General features: G+C 67.3%; 20 protein-coding genes and 1 pseudogene. 14 read left to right on the top strand and 7 right to left on the bottom strand.

Annotation, left to right across the window (positions count from 1 at the left end):
* Window positions 1-425 precede the first annotated feature (425 nt).
* From rplI to AC6CHL_RS07200, 4 genes are all read right to left on the bottom strand, one after another.
* Window positions 426-878 carry a 50S ribosomal protein L9 gene (gene rplI, locus AC6CHL_RS07185; protein WP_038687658.1) on the bottom strand — a complete coding sequence of 151 codons (453 nt, stop codon included), beginning with the start codon at window positions 876-878 and terminating at the stop codon, window positions 426-428.
* Between the two features lie 151 nt (window positions 879-1,029).
* Window positions 1,030-1,260, bottom strand: a complete 231-nt coding sequence (rpsR, locus tag AC6CHL_RS07190) for a 30S ribosomal protein S18 (RefSeq protein WP_002804494.1) — start codon at window positions 1,258-1,260, stop codon at window positions 1,030-1,032.
* Window positions 1,261-1,271: 11 nt separating this feature from the next.
* Window positions 1,272-1,709 carry a 30S ribosomal protein S6 gene (gene rpsF, locus AC6CHL_RS07195; RefSeq protein ID WP_259203201.1) on the bottom strand — a complete coding sequence of 146 codons (438 nt, stop codon included), beginning with the start codon at window positions 1,707-1,709 and terminating at the stop codon, window positions 1,272-1,274.
* 166 nt (window positions 1,710-1,875) lie between these two features.
* Window positions 1,876-2,214: a HesB/IscA family protein gene (locus tag AC6CHL_RS07200; RefSeq protein WP_038687654.1), complete on the bottom strand. Its 339-nt coding sequence runs from the start codon at window positions 2,212-2,214 to the stop codon at window positions 1,876-1,878.
* 129 nt (window positions 2,215-2,343) lie between these two features.
* Between AC6CHL_RS07200 and asnS the strand changes: the two genes are divergently transcribed.
* The 12 genes from asnS to AC6CHL_RS07260 all read left to right on the top strand — a co-directional run bounded on the left by asnS (window position 2,344) and on the right by AC6CHL_RS07260 (window position 13,502).
* Window positions 2,344-3,738, top strand: a complete 1,395-nt coding sequence (gene asnS / locus AC6CHL_RS07205) for an asparagine--tRNA ligase (protein ID WP_038687652.1) — start codon at window positions 2,344-2,346, stop codon at window positions 3,736-3,738.
* A 23-nt stretch (window positions 3,739-3,761) separates the two neighbouring features.
* Entirely contained in the window at window positions 3,762-4,067 is a 306-nt protein-coding gene (locus tag AC6CHL_RS07210) for a hypothetical protein (RefSeq protein WP_463601274.1), read from the top strand.
* Window positions 4,064-4,378 (top strand): hypothetical protein, encoded by a 315-nt coding sequence (locus AC6CHL_RS07215; protein WP_038687649.1) that lies wholly within the window; start codon window positions 4,064-4,066, stop codon window positions 4,376-4,378. Before AC6CHL_RS07210 ends, AC6CHL_RS07215 begins: the two co-directional genes overlap by 4 nt.
* 6 nt (window positions 4,379-4,384) lie before the next feature.
* Window positions 4,385-5,020, top strand: a complete 636-nt coding sequence (locus AC6CHL_RS07220; protein WP_498294025.1) for an FMN-binding negative transcriptional regulator — start codon at window positions 4,385-4,387, stop codon at window positions 5,018-5,020.
* Window positions 5,021-5,096: 76 nt separating this feature from the next.
* Entirely contained in the window at window positions 5,097-5,759 is a 663-nt protein-coding gene (can, locus tag AC6CHL_RS07225; protein ID WP_038687645.1) for a carbonate dehydratase, read from the top strand.
* A gap of 26 nt (window positions 5,760-5,785) precedes the next feature.
* Complete coding sequence (locus AC6CHL_RS07230; RefSeq protein ID WP_137189839.1) at window positions 5,786-6,313, top strand: 3-hydroxyanthranilate 3,4-dioxygenase; 528 nt, start codon at window positions 5,786-5,788, stop codon at window positions 6,311-6,313.
* 758 nt (window positions 6,314-7,071) lie between these two features.
* Window positions 7,072-8,349, top strand: coding sequence for a kynureninase (gene kynU, locus AC6CHL_RS07235; protein ID WP_038687641.1), 1,278 nt, complete (start codon window positions 7,072-7,074; stop codon window positions 8,347-8,349).
* A 38-nt stretch (window positions 8,350-8,387) separates the two neighbouring features.
* Window positions 8,388-9,752: an FAD-dependent oxidoreductase gene (locus AC6CHL_RS07240; RefSeq protein WP_185753533.1), complete on the top strand. Its 1,365-nt coding sequence runs from the start codon at window positions 8,388-8,390 to the stop codon at window positions 9,750-9,752.
* A complete protein-coding gene (gene sbcB / locus AC6CHL_RS07245; RefSeq protein ID WP_498294027.1) occupies window positions 9,752-11,191 on the top strand; it encodes an exodeoxyribonuclease I in 1,440 nt (479 codons plus the stop codon). Before AC6CHL_RS07240 ends, sbcB begins: the two co-directional genes overlap by 1 nt.
* Window positions 11,188-11,874, top strand: coding sequence for a DUF2461 domain-containing protein (locus AC6CHL_RS07250; protein ID WP_498294029.1), 687 nt, complete (start codon window positions 11,188-11,190; stop codon window positions 11,872-11,874). Before sbcB ends, AC6CHL_RS07250 begins: the two co-directional genes overlap by 4 nt.
* Window positions 11,875-11,879: 5 nt before the next feature.
* Complete coding sequence (locus tag AC6CHL_RS07255) at window positions 11,880-12,866, top strand: aldo/keto reductase (protein WP_498294030.1); 987 nt, start codon at window positions 11,880-11,882, stop codon at window positions 12,864-12,866.
* 63 nt (window positions 12,867-12,929) lie between these two features.
* A complete protein-coding gene (locus AC6CHL_RS07260; protein ID WP_498294032.1) occupies window positions 12,930-13,502 on the top strand; it encodes a DUF2939 domain-containing protein in 573 nt (190 codons plus the stop codon).
* Window positions 13,503-13,630: 128 nt separating this feature from the next.
* Here the strand turns inward: AC6CHL_RS07260 and AC6CHL_RS07265 are convergent, their stop codons facing one another.
* The 3 genes and pseudogenes from AC6CHL_RS07265 to AC6CHL_RS07275 form a co-directional block, all read right to left on the bottom strand.
* The gene (locus AC6CHL_RS07265; protein WP_038687632.1) at window positions 13,631-14,578 is read right to left on the bottom strand and encodes a 5'-nucleotidase; all 948 of its coding nucleotides are present in this window, start codon (window positions 14,576-14,578) and stop codon (window positions 13,631-13,633) included.
* A gap of 79 nt (window positions 14,579-14,657) precedes the next feature.
* Window positions 14,658-15,428: an NAD kinase gene (locus AC6CHL_RS07270; protein WP_038687630.1), complete on the bottom strand. Its 771-nt coding sequence runs from the start codon at window positions 15,426-15,428 to the stop codon at window positions 14,658-14,660.
* A 434-nt stretch (window positions 15,429-15,862) separates the two neighbouring features.
* A pseudogene (locus AC6CHL_RS07275) lies at window positions 15,863-20,758 on the bottom strand (NAD-glutamate dehydrogenase); the annotation flags it as partial.
* Window positions 20,759-21,102: 344 nt separating this feature from the next.
* Here AC6CHL_RS07275 and AC6CHL_RS07280 point away from each other — a divergent pair.
* Entirely contained in the window at window positions 21,103-21,762 is a 660-nt protein-coding gene (locus tag AC6CHL_RS07280; protein WP_498294034.1) for a TetR/AcrR family transcriptional regulator, read from the top strand.
* Window positions 21,762-23,033 (top strand): efflux RND transporter periplasmic adaptor subunit, encoded by a 1,272-nt coding sequence (locus AC6CHL_RS07285; protein WP_038687624.1) that lies wholly within the window; start codon window positions 21,762-21,764, stop codon window positions 23,031-23,033. Before AC6CHL_RS07280 ends, AC6CHL_RS07285 begins: the two co-directional genes overlap by 1 nt.
* Window positions 23,034-23,044: the final 11 nt, after the last annotated feature.

Here is a 23,044-nt window from a genome sequence, read left to right on the forward strand (position 1 = left end):
GTACCGCCTACCCACGCATCACATAACCCTACTTCATTGCCCCGGCCACGCATGGCGTGGCTCTACCCGCCCGCATCGCAGATCCTGGCAGAGGGTGTCGGGTGGCCTTGGCCGGGACCGTTGGGCGCCATGGGTCCGGCGCATGCGCCGGACGGGTTGGGCAGGACGCCCAACCCCGGTCTTGCCGTTTGTGCAGGACTGCACAAACGAGCAAGGCGCCCACGAGCCTCCAGGGATGGATTTACGGCGTGTCCCGGCCAAGGCCACCCGGCACCCTCACACCGGAAGAACCAAAGCGCCGGCACCCGCCGTTGATCTGGCTTCAGGCTTCAAGCTTCTAAGCTTTTAAAAAACAAAACCCCCACATACAAAAACGGGCACCCTTGCGGGCACCCGTTTCAGTGACTCCAGCCTTTCGGCAGGGATCAGGCCTTTTCGGCTTCCACAACCACCTTGACGGTGGTTTCGACGTCGGCGTGCAGGTGAACAGTCACCTCGTACTCGCCCACGTTGCGGAAGGCGCCTTCGCCCAGGATCACTTCGCTCTTTTCCAGCGGCAGGCCGGCCTTGGTGAAGGCTTCGGCGATGTCGCGCGGGCCAACCGAACCGTACAGCTTGCCTTCCGTCGACGCGTTGGCGGCGATGGTGACGCTCTTGCCTTCCAGCTGAGCCTTGCGGGCTTCGGCGTCAGCGTGGATCGACTGGGCCTTGGCTTCGTAATCGGCGCGCTTGGCTTCGAACTCGGCAACGTTGGTGGTGGTGGCCGGAACGGCCTTGCCGGTCGGGACGAGGAAGTTGCGGCCGTAGCCCGGCTTCACGTCGACCAGATCGCCCAGACCGCCGAGGTTGGTGACCTTCTGGAGAAGAATCAGCTTCATGGTGTAGCTCCAAATATGTATTCGTTAGCGAGGCGTGGCCCCGCAGCGATGGCTGTCCGAATATCCGAACGGTAGACCGTGAAACCGCCCGACGCTTTGCAGCGCGGGCGGCCAGGTCCACGAAAGCGGCGACCGAAGCCGCCGGCTTTCATCAGACGTCGTGGTTGTCGGTGTACGGAATCAGGGCCAGGAAACGGGCGCGCTTGACGGCCGTTGCCAGCTGGCGCTGGTACTTCGACTTGGTACCGGTGACGCGGCTCGGCACGATCTTGCCGTTCTCGGTCAGGTACTGGCGCAGGGTGTTGAGATCCTTGTAATCGATCTCCTTGACACCTTCGGCCGTGAACTTGCAGAACTTGCGGCGACGGAAGAACTTGGACATGTCAGTGCTCCTTAAGCGGCCGAAGCGGCGTCTTCGCCGGCATCGGTGTCAGCGGCGGGGGTGGTTTCACCTTCTTCGTCATCACGACGACGACGCTCGCCACGCTCGGGCTTGTCACCCTTCTCGTCCTTGCTCTTCATGATCAGCGACTGCTCGGTGTCAGCTTCGTCACGCTTGATGACGAGGTTGCGCAGCACGGCATCGTTGAAGCGGAAGCTTTCCACCAGCTCGCTCAGCACGGCCTGGTCGCACTCGATGTTGAGCATGACGTAGTGGGCCTTCACCAGGTTCTGGATCGGGTAGGCCAGCTGACGACGGCCCCAGTCTTCCAGACGGTGGATGGTGCCGCTGCCGTTCTCGACCAGCGCCTTGTAGCGCTCGATCATGGCCGGGACCTGTTCGCTCTGGTCCGGATGGACCAGGAACACGACTTCGTAATGACGACTCATGTGTTTTTACCTTTCGGATGTGGCCCGCAGGGGCCGGACAGCCCCCCGCAGATGAACGCGGTGGGGCAAGGGTCCTGCCCGGAATCAGGCAGGAAGCCGCAAAGTATGGCAGCACAAGCGCCCGCAGGCAAGCAGCCGCGGGGCTGGGCGCTTCTGCCGACCCGGATCAGGCCTTGTCGGCTTCGGTGGTGAAGCTCTCGCCGCAGCCGCATTCGGCGGTGGCGTTCGGGTTCCTGAACGTGAACGTCTCGCTCAGCCCGTGCTTGCCGAAGTCGATCTCGGTGCCGTCGACCAGGCCCAGGCTGTCGGCATCCACGTAGATGCGCACCCCGTCCTGCTCAAACACGGTGTCGCCCTGGCGCTCGTCGCGGGCCAGGTCGGTGATGTGGCCCCAGCCCGAGCAACCGGTACGGGTGACGCCGAAACGCAGGCCCAGCGCGCCCGGGGTCTGGGCGACGAACTTCTGCACACGGGCAAAGGCAACAGGGGTAAGGCTTACAGCCATGACAGGCAACTCCAGCGGATCGGGGTCATTATAGGAGCCCACGGCGGCTAAAAATGCCTCGCAAGCAGAACGCTGCACCCGTTAAACTCCTCGTTCAGAGATCGAGTCGATCAATAGAGGATTCAAGTCATGACGGTGGTCAGCGTTGAACATGCGCTTGCCGGGAAGATCCCGGAAGGCGGCGAGGCAACCGTACGCGGTTGGGTGCGTACGGTGCGTGGGTCGGCAGCACTGGCCTTCGTCAATGTCACCGATGGCTCCTGCTTTGCCCCCATCCAGGTGGTGGCCAATGACACCCTGGGCAACTTCGACGAGATCAAGGCGCTCACCCCCGGCTGCTCGGTGATCGCCCGCGGCACCCTGGTCAAGTCGCAGGGCAAGGGCCAGTCGTTCGAGATCCAGGCCAGCCACATCGAGATCGTCGGCCTGGTCGAAGACCCGCTGACCTACCCGATCCAGCCCAAGCCGATGAGCGCCGAGTTCCTGCGTGAAGTGGCGCACCTGCGCCCGCGCACCAACCTGTTCGGCGCGGTCACCCGCATCCGCAACTGCCTGTCCCAGGCCGTGCACCGGTTCTTCCACGAGAACGGGTTCAACTGGATCAGCACCCCGATCATCACCACCTCCGATGCCGAAGGCGCCGGCCAGATGTTCCGGGTATCCACCCTGGACATGGCCAACCTGCCCCGCAACGACAAGGGCGAGGTCGATTTCAGCCGCGATTTCTTCGGCAAGGAAACCTTCCTGACCGTGTCCGGCCAGCTCAACGTCGAGGCGTACTGCCTGGCCCTGAGCAAGGTGTACACGTTCGGCCCGACCTTCCGCGCCGAGAACTCCAACACCACCCGCCACCTGGCGGAGTTCTGGATGATCGAGCCGGAAATCGCCTTCGCCGACCTGGCCGAAGACGCGCGCCTGGCCGAGCAGTTCCTGAAGTACCTGTTCCGCGCGGTGCTCGACGAGCGCGGCGACGACCTGGCGTTCCTGGCCGAGCGCGTGGACAAGAACGCGATCACCAAGCTGGAAGCCTTCATCAACGCCCCGTTCGAGCAGATCGACTACACCGAGGCGGTGAAGCTGCTGCAGAACTCGGGCAAGAAGTTCGACTTCCCGGTCGAGTGGGGCCTGGACCTGCAGACCGAGCACGAGCGCTGGCTGACCGAGGAACACATCGGCCGCCCGGTGGTGGTGACCAACTACCCCGAGCACATCAAGGCGTTCTACATGCGCCTGAACGACGACGGCAAGACCGTTGCGGCGATGGACGTGCTGGCCCCGGGCATCGGCGAGATCATCGGCGGCAGCCAGCGCGAAGAGCGCCTGGACGTGCTGGACGCGCGCATGGCGCAGTTCGGCCTGGACCGCGAACACTACGGCTGGTACCGCGATTTCCGCCGCTACGGTTCGGTGCCGCACGCCGGCTTCGGGCTGGGCTTCGAGCGCCTGGTGGTCTACGTCTGCGGGCTGGGCAACATCCGCGATGCGATCGCCTACCCGCGCGCACCGGGCACCGCCGAGTTCTGATCCACCTACGGAGGCACTGACCCATGACCTTGTTCTTCGCGCTGTGCTTCGTCGGCGTGGCGATCGCCGGGTTCAGTGCCTTCGTGATCTTCTGGCCGCTCACCCTGGTCCACATCCGCGACCGCCACCCGGCGCTGGCGGATCGCTTCGGTACGGGCGCATTCCTGCGCCCGGATGCGCTGCGCTGGCTGCTCGGCCGCGACTATCGCCAGAGCAGTGACCGCTCGCTGACCGGCCTGGCCACGCCGGCCTGGCTCTCGCTGCTTACTCTTCTTGCCGGGCTGGGCATGGCTGCCCTGCTCTGGCTGCTTTCGATGGTACTGATATGAACGACACGACCCCTGACCGCGACGAGTGGTTCCTGGCCAGCCTGGGCAACACGCTGATCTGGGCCCGCCTGCGGATCCGCCCGGCGGGCACCGCCGAAGTGCTCGACAGCGACGGCAACACGCTCAGCTACGACAGCGAAGACACCGCGCGCTCGCAGCTGTTCGACGCCGAATTCGTCTCCTATGACGGGCTGGACGAGGAAGACGCGCTGATCCGCGGCTTCTCGCTGCATGAAGTGCAGCCGCCGCAGGGCGCCAGCGATGCCGACCTGCATGGCCGCATGGTGCAGAGCCTGGGCGCCCGCGCGTAACCGACGATGTTCATTCCGTCCGCCTTCGCCGAGACCGACCTGATCTGGCTGGACCGGCTGCTTGCTCGCGATGCGTTCGTCACCCTGGTGACCAACGGCGCCGACGGCTACCCGCAGGCCACGCGCCTGCCGGTGGTGTACACGCGGGATGCCGACGGCATCCTGATCGAGGGCCACTGGGCCAAACCAAATCCGCAGGCCGGCCACGCCGGCCCGGCCACGCTGCTGGTGAACGGCCCGCACGCGTACGTGTCGCCGGGCTGGTATCCGGACAAAGATGCGCAGGCGCGCGTCCCCACCTGGAACTATGCCGCAGCCGAACTGCGCGGCGTACTGGAGCCGGTCACCGACCCGGATGCACTGGTGGCGATGCTGGATGCACTGAGCACGCATTACGAAGGCACCGTCGGCGGCGACTGGGACCTGCTGCCGATCGAGCCGCGCCAGCAGCGCATGCTGGCCGGCATCGTCGGCTTCCGCTTCCGCCCCGCCGAGGTACAGATCAAGCTCAAACTGAGCCAGAACCACCCGGAGGCGAACCAGCGCAGCGTGATCGACGCGCTGTCGGCGCTGGACGCCCCGGCTTCCCGCGAGCTGGCGCAGTGGATGCGCTGGCGCCGCGACGGCGGCACCGCCGGCTGACCCTCCCCGTTTCCCGCGACGCCGCGGCCAGGCTGGCCGCGCCTTGCCCCCACCCTACGTCAGGGACACCTGCCCCATGAAAGACATCCACAAGCTGCTGCAGAACAACCGCGAATGGGCGGACCGGATCGAGAAGGAAGACCCGGACTTCTTCCACCAGCTGGCCAAGCAGCAGCATCCGGAATACCTGTGGATCGGTTGCTCGGATTCGCGCGTGCCGGCCAACCAGATCATCGGCATGGCACCGGGCGAGGTGTTCGTGCACCGCAACGTGGCCAACGTGGTGGTGCACACCGACCTCAACTGCCTGAGCGTGATCCAGTACGCGGTGGACCAGTTGAAGGTGAAGCACATCCTGATCGTGGGCCATTACGGCTGCGGCGGCGTGCACGCCAGCCTGCACAACACGCGGGTGGGCCTGGCCGACAACTGGCTGCGGCACGTGGGCGATGTGGCGCAGAAGCACGCGTCGATCATGGATGCGATTGAAGACCCGGACCTGAAGCATGCACGGCTGTGCGAACTGAACGTGATCGAGCAGGTGGTCAACGCCTGCCGGTCGACGATCGTGCAGGACGCCTGGGCGCGCGGCCAGAAGCTGATGGTGCACGGCTGGGTCTACAGCCTGAAGGACGGCCGGGTGCGCGAGATGGGCATCGACGTGGGCGCGCCGGAAGACCTGCAGCCGGCCTACGAGCGGGCGCTGGCGCACGTGCCGCGCCGCGGCAAGCGCGACTGACCCTTCCCCACTACGGACATCGCACCATGCTTCCCATGCCGATCAACCTGCTGGGCTGGATCGAAGAAAACCGGCACCTGCTGAAGCCGCCGGTGGGCAACAAGATGATCGAGAACGGGGACTTCATCGTGATGGTGGTGGGCGGGCCGAACAGCCGCACGGACTACCATTACGACGAAGGCCCGGAGTGGTTCTACCAGCTCGAAGGCGAGATGGTGCTGAAGGTGCAGGAAGACGGTGCAGTGCGCGACATTCCGATCCGCGCGGGCGAAATCTTCCTGCTGCCGGGCAAGGTGCCCCATTCGCCCCGCCGCCCGCCCGGCGGCGTGGGCCTGGTGGTGGAGCGCAAGCGGCTGGCGCACGAACGCGACGGACTGCTGTGGTTCTGCGAGCGCTGCAACCACAAGCTGTACGAGGAGTACTTCGCCCTGGAAAACATCGAAACCGACCTGCCGAAGGTGTTTGCGCGGTACCAGGCATCGGTGGAGATGCGCACGTGCGAGGCGTGCGGGCATGTAGACCCGTTGCCGGGTGTTGTTGCGGTGGAAGGCTGAGGATTGAGAAGCGCCGAGCTGCACGCACGCGTTTGAGCGAAAAGCAGCCGACCAACGGTCGGCTCTACCCCGGGGTGACGCCGCGTAGCCCCGCATGGCCCCGCATGGCCCTGCACGGCCCTGCACGGCCCCGACCACAGCGTTGCGCTGCATTGCGCTGCGTTGCGCTGCGTTGCGTTGCGTTGCATTGCATTGCGTTGCGTTGCGGCGCGACCGCGACCACGACCACAACGTGACCTGCGTGACCACGGCCCTGGTAGGGTCGATCCTCGATCGACTGCCGATACCCCTTCGTCGCTCGATGGCAGCATGACCTCTGAGTGAAGAGCAGCCGACCAACGGTCGGCTCTACCAGCGTGGCCCCACGTCACCCCGCGTCAGCCCACGTCAGCCCGCGTGGCCCCCCATCACCCCCCATCACCCCGCATCACCACAATCCCCGCACTACCCGCATTTCCCCTGCGCACCGGCCCTGTGTCAGGGCGTGGTGCGGGTGGGTGGCCGGGACCCTCCACCGCATGGATGCGGTGGCGGAGCCTCCATGGACGGATTTACGGCGTGTCCCGGCCACCCACCCGCACCGCGCCAGCCCACCCACCGCACAGACACCACGGTTCTGCCGTGGCCGTGGCCGTGGCCGTTGCACTTGCACTTGCCTCACGCCTCGAAAAAAACACACACCCCCCACCCACACCGGATTCAGCCCACACCCCCACCACCCGGATAAACTGTCGGTCACTGTCACCGCCGGTTGCACCATGTCCGAACTCCTCAGCCGCACCCATGCAGTTGCCCTGGACGCTGCCGACCCCCTGCGCACCCTCCGCAGCGAATTCGTCTTCCCCCAGCACAACCACCGCGACCAGACCTACTTCGTCGGCAACTCGCTGGGCCTGCAGCCGCGCGGCGCCCGTGCCGCCGTCCAGGACGTCATGGACAAATGGGCCAGCCTGGCCGTCGAAGGCCACTTCACCGGCGACACCCAGTGGCTGCGCTACCACCGCCTCGTCAGCGAACAGCTCGCCCGCGTCGTCGGCGCGCTGCCCAGCGAAGTGGTCGCCATGAACACCCTCAGCGTCAACCTGCACCTGATGATGGTCAGCTTCTACCGGCCCAGCCGCGAGCGCCCCGCCATCCTCATCGAAGCCGGCGCGTTCCCCACCGACCGCCACGCCGTCGAATCGCAGATCCGCTTCCACGGCTTCGACCCGGCCACCGACCTCATCGAAGTCCAGCCCGACGAACCCAACGGCACCATCTCCCTGCAGGCCATCGAACGCGCCATCAACGAACACGGCCCGCGCCTGGCGCTGGTGTTGTGGCCCGGCGTGCAGTACCGCAGCGGCCAGGTCTTCGACCTCGACGCCATCACCCGCATGGCCCGCCTGCAGGGCGCCCGGGTCGGCTTCGACCTGGCCCACTCGGTCGGCAACATCCCCCTGCAGTTGCACGACATCGCCCCCGACTTCGCCGTCTGGTGCCACTACAAGTACCTCAACGCCGGCCCCGGCGCCGTGGCCGGGTGCTTCGTGCACGAACGCCACCACCGCGACACCAGCTTGCCGCGCTTCGCCGGCTGGTGGGGTCACGAAGAAGCCACCCGCTTCAGAATGGCCCCGCAGTTCGTGCCCGCCGTCGGCGCCGAAGGCTGGCAGCTCAGCAACCCGCCCGTGCTCGGCCTGGCACCGCTGCGCGCCGCCCTCGACGTGGTCGACAAGGCCGGTGGCATCGCCGCCCTGCGCGAGAAGTCGCTGCGCCTGACCGGCCTGCTCGACGCGCTGGTGCGCGCCCGCCTGACCGGCGTGCTCGAGGTACTCACACCCAGCGAACCGGACCGCCGCGGCTGCCAGCTCTCGCTGCGCGTGGTCGGTGGTCGCGAACGGGGCCGCAGCCTGTTCGAGTACCTGCAGACCGTCGGCGTGCTCGGTGACTGGCGCGAACCGGACGTCATCCGCATCTCGCCGACCCCGCTCTACAACCGCTACCAGGACCTGCACCACTTCGTCGACGAAGTGGACGCCTGGGCAGGGCTGTAATCCGCCCCGCCCTCCCCGCCCCCACGGACATCGATGTGATCGCACCCCCTTCCCGCTCGCTGAGCATCATCGGCGCTGGCCTGGCCGGCTCGCTGCTCGCCATCCTGCTGTCCCGCCAGGGCTGGCGGATCACCCTGTACGAACGTCGCGGCGACCCGCGCATCAGCGACTACGAGTCAGGCCGCTCGATCAACCTGGCCCTGGCCGAACGCGGCCGCAATGCGCTGCGTCAGGCCGGGGTCGAAGACGCGGTCATGGCCAAGGCGGTGATGATGCGCGGGCGCATGGTGCACCCGCGCCAAGGCGAGCCGCAGCTGCAACGCTACGGCCGCGACGACAGCGAAGTGATCTGGTCGATCCACCGCAAGGACCTCAACACCACACTGTTGCAGCTGGCCGAAGATGCCGGCGCGCAGGTGCATTTCCACCGCCGCCTGCACACGGTTGATTTCGATGCCGGCTATGCCCGCTTCATCGACGACCGCGACGACCAGCCGCACGACATCCGGTTCGACACCCTGATCGGCGCCGATGGTGCCGGCTCGGCGCTGCGCGCGGCGATGAACCGCAAGCAGCCGCTGGACGAGCGCACCGAGTTCCTCGACCACTCCTACAAGGAACTGGAGATCCCGCCCACCGCCGACGGCGGCTTCCGCATCGAAGCCAACGCGCTGCACATCTGGCCGCGCGGGCACTACATGTGCATTGCGCTGCCCAATGACGAAGGCACTTTCACCGTCACCCTGTTCCTGCCCAACGAAGGCGACCCGAGCTTTGCCACCACCACCACCGGTGCCGAGGCCGAAGCGCTGTTCGCGCGCGACTTCCCCGATGCGCTGGCGCTGATCCCCAACCTGCGCCGCGACTGGGAAGAGCACCCGCCCGGCCTGCTGGGCACGCTGCATCTCAACCACTGGCACCTGCAGGGCCGCGCCGTGCTGCTGGGCGACGCCGCGCATGCGATGGTGCCGTTCCACGGCCAGGGCATGAACTGCGCGTTTGAGGACTGTGTGGCGCTGGCCGGCCACCTGCTGGAACAGGACACGCTGGCCGCGGCCTTCGCCGCTTTCGAGGCCGACCGCAAGCCGAACGCCGAAGCGATCCAGCAGATGGCGCTGGAGAACTACCTTGAAATGCGCGATCGCGTTGCCGACCCGGCCTTCCTGCTGCAGCGCGAGCTGGAACAGGCCCTGCAGGCACGCTGGCCCACCCGCTTCGTGCCGCACTACACCATGGTCACCTTCCTGCACACGCCGTATGCGGTGGCGCACGCGCGCACCGAACTGCAGCGTCGCATCCTCGAAGACGCCACCGCCGGGCACGACAGCCTGGACCACATCGACTGGGCCGCGCTGGAGCACATCGTGCATGCGCAGCTGCCCGTGCTGGAGGGCGCGCACTGATGGCTGACAGCTTCCTGTTCTACGACCTGGAAACCTTCGGCCAGGACCCGCGCCGCACCCGCATCGCACAGTTCGCCGCGATCCGCACCGATGCCGACCTGAACATCATCGACGAACCGGTCAGCTTCTACGTCAAGCCCGCCGATGACCTGCTGCCGTCGCCGGTGGCCACCCTGATCACCGGCATCACCCCGCAGCATGCGCTGTCGGCCGGGGTCAGCGAAGCCGAGGCGTTCGCGCGCATCAACGACCTGATGGCGCGTCCGGGCACCTGCTCGCTGGGCTACAACACGCTGCGCTTCGACGATGAGTTCGTGCGCCACGGGCTGTTCCGCAACTTCCATGACCCGTATGAGCGCGAGTGGCGCAACGGCAATTCGCGCTGGGACCTGCTGGACATGATGCGGCTGCTGCATGCGCTGCGCCCGGAGGGCGTGGTGTGGCCGCAGCGCGAAGATGGCGCCACCTCGTTCAAGCTCGAACACCTGGCCACCGCCAACAACGTGCGCCAGGGCGATGCCCACGAAGCGCTGTCGGACGTGCATGCCACCATCGGCCTGGCGCGCCTGTTCAAGCAGGCCCAACCGCGCCTGTGGGACTACGCGCTGAAGCTGCGCGACAAGCGCTTCGTGGCCAGCCTGCTCGACGTGGACGCCCTGCAGCCGGTGCTGCACATTTCCATGCGCTACCCGGCCCAGCGCATGTGCGCCGCCCCGGTGCTGCCGCTGGCGCGCCACCCGTACATCAACAACCGCATCATCGCGCTCGACCTGGACGGCGACATCGACGCGCTGCTGGCGCTGCCGGCCGAGACCCTGGCCGCACGCCTGTACACCCGCGCGGCCGATCTGGCCGAAGGCGAGCAGCGCGTGCCACTCAAGGAAGTGCACCTCAACAAGGTGCCGGCGCTGGTGGCCTGGAATCACCTGCGCCCCGCCGACCACGCTCGCCTGGGCATCGACCCGGCGGAGATCGAGGCGAAGGCCGCACGCCTGCGCGCGCTGGGCCCGACCCTGGCCGAGAAGGTGCGCCAGGTGTTCGGCGGTGAGCGCGTGCTGCCCCCCAGCGACGTGGACGCGTCGCTGTACGACGGCTTCCTGGCCGACGGCGACAAAGCGCTGATGACCCGTATCCGTACCAGCCCGCCGGCCGAACTGGCCAGCTACGCCGAACGCCTGCGCGATCCGCGCATGCCCGAGCTGCTGTTCCGCTACCGCGCGCGCAACCACCCGCAGACCCTGGACGCGACCGAACGCTCACGCTGGAACGACTATCGTCGCCAGCGCCTGCTTGGCGACACCGCGCTGGGCGAGCAGACCCTGCCGCAGTTCCGCGCGCAGCTGGACGCACTGGCCACCGAGCATGCCGACGATCCGGCCAGGCTCGCCCTGCTGCAGCAGCTGCGCGACTGGGGCACCCACCTGGAGCAGAGCCTGTGAGCACGTATTTCAGCCCGAAGAGCTTCACCTTCCTGCGCGGCCTGGCCCGCAACAACGAGAAGGCCTGGTTCAACGACCACAAGCCGCAGTACGAAGAGCACGTGCGCCAGCCGTTCCTGCGCCTGATCGCCGACCTGCAACCGGACCTGGCCGCGGTCAGCGAGCACTTCCGCGCGGACCCGCGCGGCGTTGGCGGCTCGCTGTTCCGCATCTACCGCGACGCGCGCTTCTCCAACGACAAGTCGCCGTACAAGAGCTGGCAGGGCGCGCGGTTGTTCCATGAGCGGCGCAAACAGGTCCCGGCCCCGTCGTTCTACATCCACCTGCAACCCGGCGAGAGCTTCGTCGGTGCCGGCCTGTGGCATCCCGAACCGGCTACCCAGCGCAAGGTGCGGCACTTCATTGTGGACAACCCCGGCAGCTGGAAGGCGGCCGCGCATTCGCCGGTGCTGCGCAAGAAGTTCGACTTCGAGGAAAGCGAGAAGCTGGTGCGCCCGCCGCGCGGGTTCGAGCCGGATTTCGAATTCATCGACGACCTCAAGCACCGCAACTGGGTGTTCTGGCGCTCGCTGGACGATACGGTGATGACCGGCCCGCGCCTGCGCCAGACCATCGCCGCCGACCTGGTCACGCTGGGCCCGTTCGTGGACTACCTGTGCGCGGCGCTGGACCTGGAATTCTGAGCACCATGCCCGCGCATACGGCCGTTCCAACGCGCCCGCTGGGGCGCAGCGGCCTGCAGGTATCGCAGGTGGCGCTGGGCTGCTCCGGGTTCTGGGGCAACCACCGGTTCGCCGAAAGCGAGGCCGAACGCATCGTGCGCCGCGCGTTGGAGCGCGGCGTGAACCTGTTCGACACCGGCCACAACTATTCGGCGTTCAACGCCGAGCCACGGCTGGGCCGCATCCTGCAGCGCGCCTATGCCAGCCACCCGCGCGACGGGCTGGTGATTTCCAGCAAGGCCGGCACGTTGACCGGCCAGGCCGGCATCAGCGGCGCCGAGCACCGCGACTTTTCCCCGGCGAACATCGAGCGCAGCTGCGCCGCGTCGCTGCGCAACCTGCACTGCGACCACCTGGACATCTTCCAGCTGCACGGCATCGGCCTGCACGAACTGAGCGATGAACTGCTCACCGCGCTGGAGCGCATGCGCCGCAACGGGATGTTCCGCCTACTGGGCATCAACACCCACACCGGCGCGATCATGCAGCACATCGCCGACCACCCCACCCTGTTCGACGTGGCGTTGATCGATTACAACGTGCTGCAGCAGGACCGCGAACCGCTGATTGCCGCCATGCACGCGGCAGGCATCGGCGTACTGGCCGGCACCGTGCTGGCCCAGGGCCACCTGCTGCCGGCGCGCGTGCGGCTGCCGCGGCTGGCCGACGCCTGGTACCTGGCGCGCGCGTGGTTGAAGCCCTCCAGCCGCCAGCTGATGCGCAGCGCGCGCACCCTGCAGAAGGCGGTGGCGGGCGTGCATTCGCAGCCGCCGGGGCAGACCGCGTTTGCCTACGTGCTGCAGAACCCGGGCATCGCCAGTGGCGTGCTGGGCACGACCCGGGTGGGCAACCTCGACCAGATCCTGGACACCCGCGTGGACGCGCTGCAGCCCGACGAACGGGCGCGGCTGGTGGCCGCGTTCCAGCGCGCCGGCAGTTCGCCCAGCCAGTAGCGTTCACACTTCTCCACCGGCGCTGCGGCAAGCTCGGGGCAGTCTCCTGCAGGTACCGGATCGATGAAGAAACTTCCGTGGTTGCTGCTGGCCCTGCTGCTGGTGTTGGCAGGCCTCTTTTTCAGCGGGCCCCATCTGACCGTGCGCGGGCTGGCCCAGGCCATCGAAACCCGCGACACCGCCAAGCTGGACCGCTACGTCGACTTCCCGCTGCTACGCGCCAACCTGCGCGCCCAGCTCAACGACTACGTGGTGCGCCAGGCCGGCCCGGAGGTGCAGTCCAACCTGTTGGGGGCGCTGTTGCTGTCGGCCAGCGAGAAGCTCACCGGGACCGCCGTGGACGCGATGGCCACGCCCACCGGCATCGGCGCGCTGCTGGAAGGCCACACGTTGTGGAAGCGCGCCAGCAACGACCTGGAAAGCAACGACGCCTACGCGGCGCCGCGCAAGCCGCGCCCGCTGAAGGGCGCCGAGCACCATTTCGAATCGCTGTCGCGCTTCACCGCCACCACGCACACCGACAGCGGCGCGCCGATCGTCTTCGTCCTGCAACGGTTCGGCCTGCGCTGGAAGCTGGTGGACATCCGCCTGCCGCTGGCCGACGACACCGCGCCCACCGGCCTCCCGATCCGGTAGGTACCGCAAGGAACCGCGCACGCGGTTCCTAACGTCGCTTGCGACGGCCCGAAGGGTGCCCGGCCGCAGGCCCGGCATACCGTTGGTCGGTACGCCGATCTATCCGCGCCATGACCAACGGTCATGGCCTACCCGTCGTTGGCGACGCCGTGGGGGACGTGCCCGGCGGCCACGCTCTGGTGCTGGCGGGCGCTGTCGATGTTGTGCTGGGAATCGTCGAAGAAGATGTCCGCGCCGAACGCTTCCAGGAACGGGCCTTTGTGGCGTCCGCCCAGGAACAGCGCCTCATCCAGGCGCACGCCCCACTCGCGCAGCGTGCGGATGACCCGCTCGTGTGCCGGTGCCGAACGCGCGGTGACCAGCGCGGTACGGATCGGCGCGTCTTCGCCCGACGGGAACACCGCCTGCAGGGTGTGCAGGGCGGAAAGAAAGTTGCGGAACGGGCCACCGCTGAGCGGCTCGCGCGCATTCTCGCGCTCATGCCGGCCAAACGCTTCCACGCCCTGCTCGCGCGAGATGCGCTCGCTTTCGTCCCCGAAGATCACCGCGTCACCATCAAAGGCGATGCGCAGCTGGCCAAGCGGCCGGCCCAGGTCCACCTGCTCGGCGGCGGCGATGGTCTCGCCCGGCGGCTTGGGCAGGATGGTGGCCGCGGCAATGCCGTGCGACAGCGCGCGGCGCACCGAGTCGGGGTTGGCCGACAGGAACAGGTCGGTGCCGAACGGCTTCACGTACGGCCAGGTGGGCTCGCCAGCCGTGAAGGTGGCGCGGATGATGCCCAGGCCGTAATGCTGGATCGAATTGAAGATGCGCAGCCCCGTATCGGCCGAGTTGCGCGACAGCAGGATCACTTCCACCCGCGGCGACTCCGGCGACTGGCCCTGGTTGAGCGCCAGCAGCTTGCGTACCACCGGGAATGCCACGCCGGGGCGCAGCACGTCGTCCTCATGCTTGCGCTGGTACTCGGCGTAGGCGTCCACGCCCTCGGCCTCGAACAGCGCATGGCCTTCTTCGAGGTCGAACAGCGCGCGCGAGGTTACCGCGACGGTCAGCAGACGGGGGGTGTTGTCGCCCATGGCACTCAGCAATCCAATGCGGCCGCAGCGGCCGGCCAGCCATTGTCCCACAGTGCATGGCTGCTACGGCCCGCCCCGTTCAGAACATGAACTGTTCGCTGAGGATGCGGTCTTCCAGGTTGTGCTCCGGGTCGAACAGCAGGGTGACCCGGCGCTCGCGCGATTCGCGGATGGTCACTTCGACCACGTCGCGGGTTTCGTGCGAGTCGGCGGTCACACTCACCGGCCGCTTGTACGGATCGAGCACGCGGAAGCGCACCTCGGTGTCGGCCTTGAGGATCGCCCCGCGCCAACGACGCGGCCGGTACGGGGCCAACGGGGTCAGCGCGATGGTATGCGAGCCCAGCGGCAGGATCGGGCCATGCGCGGAATAGTTGTAGGCGGTGCTGCCGGCCGGGGTGGCCACCAGCACGCCGTCCCCGATCAGTTCGGCCACGCGCTCCTGGCCGTTGAGATCCACGCCGATATGCGCGGCCTGGCGGGTCTGGCGCAGCAGCGAGACGTCGTTGTAGGCGAGCGAGCCGGTGGTGGTACCCGATTCGGTCAGCGCCAGCATCTCCAGCGGTCGCAGGTGGGCGGGCTCGGCCGCCGCGAGGCGGGCCGGCAGGTCGTCGTCACGGAACTGGTTCATCAGGAACCCGACCGTGCCCAGCTTCATGCCGAACACCGGCTTGCCGAGCGCGGCATGGCGATGCAGGGTCTGCAGCATGAAGCCATCGCCCCCCAGCGGGCACAGCACATCGGCCTGCTCGGGCGTGCAATCGCCATAGCGGGCCAGCATCTGCGCCAGCGCCTGCTGCGCAGCCTCGGTGTTGCTGGCCAGAAAGGCGATACGGGGGGAAGCGCTCATCGGTGGATCCGGTGCGGCAGTTTGTTGCACAGAGCATACCTGCCGCACCACGGCAAAGCAGCCGTCGCTCTCTGTTCCTGGGCTGGGCCGGGGGGTGTGGGTTCACGGGACACGCCGCAAGTACATCCTTGTAGGCTCCGCAGCGCCATCCATGGCGGCGTGTCCCGTGAACCCACACAGCCCCGCCCAGCCCAGGAGCAAACGGCACGCGCTGCCTTTCGCCTTTGCCGCACCAAGCCAAACAACCAAACAAAAACGGCCCCGCGTGAGCGGGGCCGTTGGTTACTCATGCAGCTGCAGATCCAGAAACACGCGGCTGGAGCAGAACCCCCCTGAGTCAGGGGGGCGCGCCGAAGGCGCAGGAGTCTGGAAGCACGGTCCGCATGGGGCCCACGGTTTGCAACGCAAACCGTGGGGCGTCAGCGCGAATGCGCTTACGCCCCATGCGCGGCCAGCTGACCCAGGCGCTGCACCGCGACCGAGACGGTCGGGTAGTCCAGGGTCTTCTGCTCGGCCAGTTCGGCCAGCATCGACAGCGTGAAGCGCAGGCTGCTGTCGTCACGGCCGATCCAGGCCGCCACCTTGGCTTCGGCGCTGCTGCCCTTCATCGACAGCACCTGGGCAGCCAGGTTGCGATGGTGGGCGGCCAGCTCGTCGCGCAGCACGCCACGCGCCACGGCATGCCAACGGCCGTTGACCTCCAGCGCGTCGATCTGCTCGAACAGCCACGGCAGCTGCAGGGCGTCGCCCAGGCGGAAGTGGATCTTGGACACGTCCACCGGCTTCAGCTTGCGGGTCCGGGCCAGTTCGATGATGTCGAACGCCGGTTCCAGGAACTGCAGCTCGGACAGCTGCTGTGCCAGTGCCGGCGGCAGGCCCTTTTCCTTCCACTCGGCCACGCTCGCCTCGTAGGCCGGGCGCTGCGAATCGGGCAGCACGCCCGATGCCACGCGGATATCGTTGAACGCGGCCTGGTAGCGGTTCACCGCCTCGGTGATGCCCGGCATCGTGCCCGGGCGCGACAGCAGCCAGCGCACGAACGAACGCTGCAGCTTCCAGATCACTTCCAGCGCATCGATCTGCACCGATTCCGGCAGCGTGCCGTCGAGCGCATCGATCTGCGCCCACAGCGCACGCGCGTCCAGCGTTTCACGGCTGATCGTGTAGGCCTTGGCGACCTCGGCCACGCTGCGGCCGGTGTCTTCCTGCATACGCATCAGGAACGTGGCGCCCATCCGGTTGATGGTCTGGTTGGTCACGGCCGTGGCGATGATTTCGCGCTTCAGGCGGTGACGCTCCATCGCATCGGCATACTTCTTCTGCAGCGGCGTCGGGAAGTAACGCTGCAGCTCCTTGGACAGGTACGGATCTTCCGGGATGTCCGAATCCAGCAGCTGGGCAAACGCCACCAGCTTGGAATAGGACAGCAGCACCGACAGTTCCGGACGGGTCAGGCCCTGGCCGCGCGCCTTGCGTGCCGACAGCTCCGCATCAGAGGGCAGGTACTCGATCTGGCGATCCAGCAGACCCTGCTGCTCCAGCGTGCGGATGAAGTGCTGCTTGGAGCCCAGGCGCTTGACCGCCATCCGCTCCATCAGGCTCAGGGCCTGGTTCTGGCGGTAGTTGTCGTTGAGCACCAGCGCGGCCACTTCGTCGGTCATCGACGCCAGCAGCTTGTTGCGCTGTTCAACGGTCAGCTTCTTGGCCCGCACCACATCGTTGAGCAGGATCTTGATGTTGACTTCGTGGTCGGAGGTGTCCACACCGGCCGAGTTGTCGATGAAGTCGGTATTGAGCAGCACGCCGGCCTGGGCAGCCTCGATGCGGCCCAGCTGGGTCATGCCCAGGTTGCCGCCCTCGCCCACCACCTTGCAGCGCAGCTCGCCACCATTGACGCGCAGCGCGTTGTTGGCGCGGTCGCCCACGTCGCTGTGCTGCTCGGTGGCGGCCTTGACGTAGGTGCCGATGCCGCCGTTCCACAGCAGGTCCACCGGCGCCTTGAGGATGGCGCTCATCAGGTCGTTCGGCGACATCGCCTTGACGTTCTCGTCCAGGCCCAGCACCTCACGCACCTGCGGGGTGATCTCGATGGACTTCAACGAACGCGGGAAGATGCCACCGCCCTTGCTGATCAGCTTGGCGTCGTAGTCGGCCCAGCTGGAGCGCGGCACGGTGAACAGGCGCTCACGTTCGACGAACGTGGTGGCCGCATCCGGGTTCGGGTCCAGGAAGATGTGGCGGTGATCGAACGCGGCCACCAGGCGGATGTGGCGCGACAGCAGCATGCCGTTGCCGAACACGTCGCCGGACATGTCGCCGACGCCCACCGTGGTGAAGTCCTGGCTCTGGCTGTCACGGCCCAGGGCACGGAAGTGGCGCTTGACCGACTCCCACGCACCGCGCGCGGTGATGCCCATGCCCTTGTGGTCGTAGCCCACCGAACCACCGGAGGCGAACGCGTCGCCCATCCAGAAGCCGTGCGCGACGGCCAGGCCGTTGGCGATGTCGGAGAAGGTCGCGGTGCCCTTGTCGGCCGCCACCACCAGGTACGGGTCGTCCATGTCGTGGCGGACCACGTCCACCGGCGGCACGATCTTGTTGTTGACGATGTTGTCGGTGATGTCCAGCAGGCCCTGGATGAACAGCTTGTAGCAGGCCACGCCGTTGGCGAACACCGCATCACGGTCGCCGCTGGCCGGCGGCACCTTGGCGAAGAAGCCGCCCTTCGCGCCGACCGGCACGATGACCGTGTTCTTGACCATCTGCGCCTTGACCAGGCCCAGCACTTCGGTACGGAAGTCTTCGCGACGGTCCGACCAGCGCAGGCCACCACGGGCCACCGCGCCGAAGCGCAGGTGGGTGCCTTCCACGCGCGGGCCGTACACGAAGATTTCGCGGTACGGACGCGGCTTGGGCAGGTCCGGCACCAGCGCCGAATCGAACTTGAAGCTGATGACATGGCCGTGCTGGCCGTTGGCATCGGTCTGGTAGTAGCTGGTCCGCAGGGTGGCGTCGATCACGCCCATGAAGCTGCGCAGGATGCGGTCTTCATCCAGGCTGGAGACGCGGTCCATCAGCTTCAGCAGCGCGTCGCGCGCGGCATCCATCTGTGCCTTGCGGTCGCCCTTGCGGGCATCGACCACGGTCTTGAGCACCTTCAGGGTGGCCTCGTCGCCGCCGGCCAGCACCGTCAGGTGCTCGCGCAGCTGGGCCTGGCCCTCGGCGATGGCGTCCTTGCTCTCGTGGCCGGTTGCCGGGTCGAAGCGGGCTTCGAACAGTTCCACCAGCAGGCGGGCCAGCAGCGGGTAGCGGGTGAAGGTGCCTTCCACATAGGCCTGCGAGAACGGCACGCCGGTCTGCAGCAGGTACTTGCAGTAGCCACGCAGCATCGCCACCTGGCGCCAATGCAGGCCAGCGGCCAGCACCAGGCGGTTGAAGCCGTCGTTCTCGGCATCGCCGTGCCACACGCGGGCGAAGGTTTCACCGAAGGCGGCATCCACGCTCGGGGCGTCGATCGCACCGGCCACCGATTCCACTTCGAAGTCCTGCACGTACACCGGCGCGTTGTCCACCGTGAGGCGGTACGGACGCTCGGCGATCACGCGCAGGCCCATGTTTTCCATCATCGGCAGCGCGTCCGACAGCGGAATGTCGTCCAGCTGGCGGTACAGCTTCAGGCGCAGGCCATCACCACCTTCGCGCTGCACGGCCTGCAGGCTCAGGCGCAGGTCGTCCGGGCCGGTCAGCGCGTCGAGCTGGCTGACGTCGTTGGCCGCGATCTCGGTGCTGGAGTCTTCGATGTAGCCGGCCGGCAGTGCCTTGCCGATACGGGCCGCAATGCGCAGGCCTTCGCTTTCACCGTGGCGGGCCACCAGCGCTTCGCGCAGGTCGTCCTGCCAGTTGCGCAGCACCTGGGCCAGCTTCTGTTCCAGCGCGCTGGTGTCCACTTCAAGGGTCTGGCCAGCCTTCGGGCGCACGATCAGGTGCACCTGGGCCAGCGGCGACTCGCCCAGTACCACCGAGCTGTCCACGTACTCGCCCTGCAGGGCGTCCTTGAGCATCGCTTCGATGCGCAGGCGCACATCGGTATTGAAGCGCTCGCGCGGCAGGTAGACCAGCGCGGAGATGAAACGGCTGTACTTGTCGCGGCGCAGGAACAGGCGGCTGCGCACGCGCTCCTGCAGGCCCAGCACGCCCATGGCGGTGCGGAACAGTTCGTCCTCGCTGGACTGGAACAGTTCTTCGCGCGGCAGGGTTTCCAGGATGTGGCGCAGGGCCTTGCCGCTGTGGCTGCTCGGCGCCAGGCCGGACTGGGTCATCACATATTCGTGGCGCTGACGCACCAGCGGAATTTCCCACGGGCGGCGGTTGTACGCGCTGGAGGTGAACAGGCCCAGGAAGCGCTGCTCCCCGATGATCTTGCCCTTGGCGTCGAATTCCAGCACGCCGATGTAGTCCATGTAGCCGGCGCGGTGAACGCGCGAACGGGCATTGGTCTTGGTCAGGATCAGCGCGTCCTTCAACCCGGTGGTGGCGTTGAGGCCCTGCGCGGCCAGGGTCTTGACCGGACGGGCGGCGGACTTGTCCTTGCCGCGCATCAGGCCCAGGCCGGTCTCGTTGAGCGGGGCCAGCACGTCTTCCTTGCCCTGCTTCTCCACGCGGTATTCGCGGTAGCCGAAGAAGGTGAAGTGGTTGTCGGCGGCCCAGCGCAGGAATTCCTGCGCTTCGGCGCGCGAGGCCGCATCGATCGGCAGCTGGCGGGTGCCGAGGTCGTCAGCCAGGCTCTTGGCCTTGCTGCGCATCGCATCCCAGTCGCCGACGATGGCACGCACCTCGTCCAGCGCCTTGACGATCGCCTGCTCGACGTCGGCCATGGCCTCGGCCGGCTGGCGGTCGATTTCCAGCAGCATCACCGATTCGGCGTTGCCGTCGCTGACACCGCTCAGCTTGCCGGCCTTGTCGCGTGCGAAGCGGATCACCGGGTGGCCCAGCACGTGCACGCCGATGCCGTGCTCGGCCAGCGACATGGTCACCGTGTCGACCAGGAACGGCATGTCGTCATTGACGATCTGCAGCACCGTATGCGGCGATTCCCACCCGTTGCCCTTCAGGGTCGGGTTGAACACACGCACATTGGCCTTGCCGGACTTGCGCACACGCGCGAATTCCAGCGTGTCGGCCGCCAGGGCGGCCCACTCCTCGGCGGTGTGGTGCGGGAACTCGTCCGCCTCCATGCGCTTGTAGAAGTCGGCGGCAAATGCCACGGCCTCGGCCTGCCCGGCCGCCGGGTAGCGCTTGCGCAAGGCCGTGTACACCGGCTCCAGCGAGAAGCCCACTGGCGAAACAGTCTGCGTATCGGCTGGTTTGGATTTGTTTTTCACGGTCTTGGCTGCTGGTTTCTGCGATTTCATGACGGAGCGGTGCGTGTTGCTCAGTTGGGAAAATGAAATTGTAGGCCTACCGCACAAAAATACCTTGCTGCAGGACGGAATAAGGTGATTCGGGTTGGGTGGCGTTTACGTCGCGATGGTCAATCCGCACGAGTACGGACGCTCGCGTAGGAGATCCACGCAGCCAAGCATCGGCCACTTCCGTGGCAACTTGACGATGGGTATCAAATCCCGCGCAAACACAAGGCTTCTCCAATTCTGAACTGGACGGTATAGTCCACCGCGTGAATCCCCCCCACCCCGCCGCCAGCACCCTGGATGCGCGCGACCAGCGCGTGTTCGATGCCGTGCGCGACCTGTTCGCCACCCAGGGCATGCAGATCAGCATGGATGCGGTGGCCCAGCAGGCCGGGTGTTCCAAGCAGACCCTCTACAGCCGCTACGGCAGCAAGCAGGAACTGCTGCGCCGGGTGATGCAGCGCCACGTCAGCCGCGCCACCGCCGGGCTGCACAGCCTGGACCAGGGCGACCTGCGCGGCAGCCTGCTGCGCTTTGCCACCGACTACCTGGAGCACTGCAACCAGCCCCACGTGATGCAGGCGCGCCGGCTGATCGCGACCGATACCGCCCAGTTCCCCCAGGAGGCGCGTGCGCTCTACCGGGACGGCGCCGGCGCGCTGGTTCTTCACGTGGCTGAATGGCTTGCCGTGCGCAGTGCGCAGGGCCAGCTCAGGCATGACGACCCGCACTTCATGGCCGAACTGCTATTGAGCATGATCGCCGGCGTGGATTTCGAGAAACAACGCTTCCATACCCCCCATCGTGCCGACGCCGCCGAGCGCCGCCGCTGGGCCGAATTCTCCGTTGACAGCTTCCTGCGCGCGTTTGCCACGCCGGAAACCGCCGCGGCATTGCATTCAAACCAACACCGGAGTTTTTCCTGATGATCGCCCCACTCCGCAGCCTTGCCCTGACCTGCGCAGTTGCTGTTGCACTGACCGCTTGCAAGAAGCCAGAGCAGCAGACGCCCCCGCCGCCGGAAGTGGGCGTGATCGATGCCAAGCCGCAGACCCTGCCGTTGCAGCGTGAGCTGGTCGGCCGCCTGTCGCCCTACCGCAGCGCCGATGTGCGCGCCCGCGTGCCCGGCGTGCTGCTCAAGCGTGTCTACCAGGAAGGCGCCGACGTCAAGCAGGGCCAGGTCCTGTTCCTGATCGACCCGGCCCCGCTGCGCGCGTCCTTGAACGCCTCGCAGGCCGAACTGGCCTCGGCCCAGGCGACCTACGCCAACGCCAAGGCCGCGGCCAACCGCGCCCGTTCGCTGGCCCCGCAGAAGTATGTGTCCAAGTCCGACCTGGACGCGGCCGAAGCGACCGAGCGTACCGCCGCTGCCGCCGTGCAGCAGGCCCAGGCCGCCCTGACCAGCGCGAAGATCAACCTGGGCTATGCCGAGGTGACCGCGCCGATCAGTGGCCGCGCCGGCAAGCAGCAGGTGACCGAAGGTGCACTGGTGGGCCAGGGTGACGTCACCCTGCTGACCACCGTGGACCAGCTGGACCCGCTGTATGTGAACTTCTCGATGAGCGTGGACGAGCTGACCCAGATGCGCGCCGCGCAGGCCAAGGGCCAGCTGGCGCTGAGCGGGGACGGCAAGTCCACCGTGCAGGTCAAGTTGTCCGACGGCACGGTCTACGACCAGCCGGGCACGCTGGACTTCTCCTCGACCACCGTGGACCCCACCACCGGTGCGGTGTCGCTGCGCGCAGTGCTGCCCAACCCGCAGCAGATCCTGCTGCCGGGTGCCTTCGTGAGCTTCCAGGCCACCCTGGGTGAGCGCAACAACGCCTACCTGGTGCCGTTGCAGGCGCTTCAGCGCGATACCACCGGCGGCTACGTGCTGGTGGTCGGCAAGGACGGCAAGGTGGCGCGCAAGAACGTCAAGAGCGAAGGCCAGCAGGGCACCAACTGGCTGGTCAGCGGCGGTCTCGAAGCTGGCGACCAGGTGATCGTGGCCGGCGTGCAGAAGGTCAAGGAAGGCGCCCCGGCCAAGGCCACCCCGTGGAACCCGGACGCCGCCGCTGCCAATGGCAAGGCGCCTGCGGGTGCTGCGCCTGCGGGTGCCGCACCGGCCGCCGCCAAGCCCGATGCCGCTGCCCCGGCAGACGCCGCCGCCAAAACGTCCGACGCCGCTCCGGCTGCCGAACCGAACAAGCAATAACGGGAACCCTC

The sequence above is a fragment of the Stenotrophomonas sp. GQ19 genome (assembly GCF_059758695.1).

Bases quoted from the DNA above. Each gene is read 5' to 3' on its own strand.
- AC6CHL_RS07215 (WP_038687649.1), top strand. From the start codon at position 4,064: ATGAACGACACGACCCCTGACCGCGACGAGTGGTTCCTGGCCAGCCTG.
- AC6CHL_RS07220 (WP_498294025.1), top strand. From the start codon at position 4,385: ATGTTCATTCCGTCCGCCTTCGCCGAGACCGACCTGATCTGGCTGGAC.
- AC6CHL_RS07210 (WP_463601274.1), top strand. From the start codon at position 3,762: ATGACCTTGTTCTTCGCGCTGTGCTTCGTCGGCGTGGCGATCGCCGGG.
- AC6CHL_RS07285 (WP_038687624.1), top strand. From the start codon at position 21,762: ATGATCGCCCCACTCCGCAGCCTTGCCCTGACCTGCGCAGTTGCTGTT.
- AC6CHL_RS07265 (WP_038687632.1), bottom strand. From the start codon at position 14,578: ATGGGCGACAACACCCCCCGTCTGCTGACCGTCGCGGTAACCTCGCGC.
- kynU (WP_038687641.1), top strand. From the start codon at position 7,072: ATGTCCGAACTCCTCAGCCGCACCCATGCAGTTGCCCTGGACGCTGCC.
- rplI (WP_038687658.1), bottom strand. From the start codon at position 878: ATGAAGCTGATTCTTCTCCAGAAGGTCACCAACCTCGGCGGTCTGGGC.
- rpsR (WP_002804494.1), bottom strand. From the start codon at position 1,260: ATGTCCAAGTTCTTCCGTCGCCGCAAGTTCTGCAAGTTCACGGCCGAA.
- sbcB (WP_498294027.1), top strand. From the start codon at position 9,752: ATGGCTGACAGCTTCCTGTTCTACGACCTGGAAACCTTCGGCCAGGAC.
- asnS (WP_038687652.1), top strand. From the start codon at position 2,344: ATGACGGTGGTCAGCGTTGAACATGCGCTTGCCGGGAAGATCCCGGAA.
- can (WP_038687645.1), top strand. From the start codon at position 5,097: ATGAAAGACATCCACAAGCTGCTGCAGAACAACCGCGAATGGGCGGAC.
- AC6CHL_RS07230 (WP_137189839.1), top strand. From the start codon at position 5,786: ATGCTTCCCATGCCGATCAACCTGCTGGGCTGGATCGAAGAAAACCGG.
- rpsF (WP_259203201.1), bottom strand. From the start codon at position 1,709: ATGAGTCGTCATTACGAAGTCGTGTTCCTGGTCCATCCGGACCAGAGC.
- AC6CHL_RS07200 (WP_038687654.1), bottom strand. From the start codon at position 2,214: ATGGCTGTAAGCCTTACCCCTGTTGCCTTTGCCCGTGTGCAGAAGTTC.
- AC6CHL_RS07260 (WP_498294032.1), top strand. From the start codon at position 12,930: ATGAAGAAACTTCCGTGGTTGCTGCTGGCCCTGCTGCTGGTGTTGGCA.
- AC6CHL_RS07255 (WP_498294030.1), top strand. From the start codon at position 11,880: ATGCCCGCGCATACGGCCGTTCCAACGCGCCCGCTGGGGCGCAGCGGC.
- AC6CHL_RS07270 (WP_038687630.1), bottom strand. From the start codon at position 15,428: ATGAGCGCTTCCCCCCGTATCGCCTTTCTGGCCAGCAACACCGAGGCT.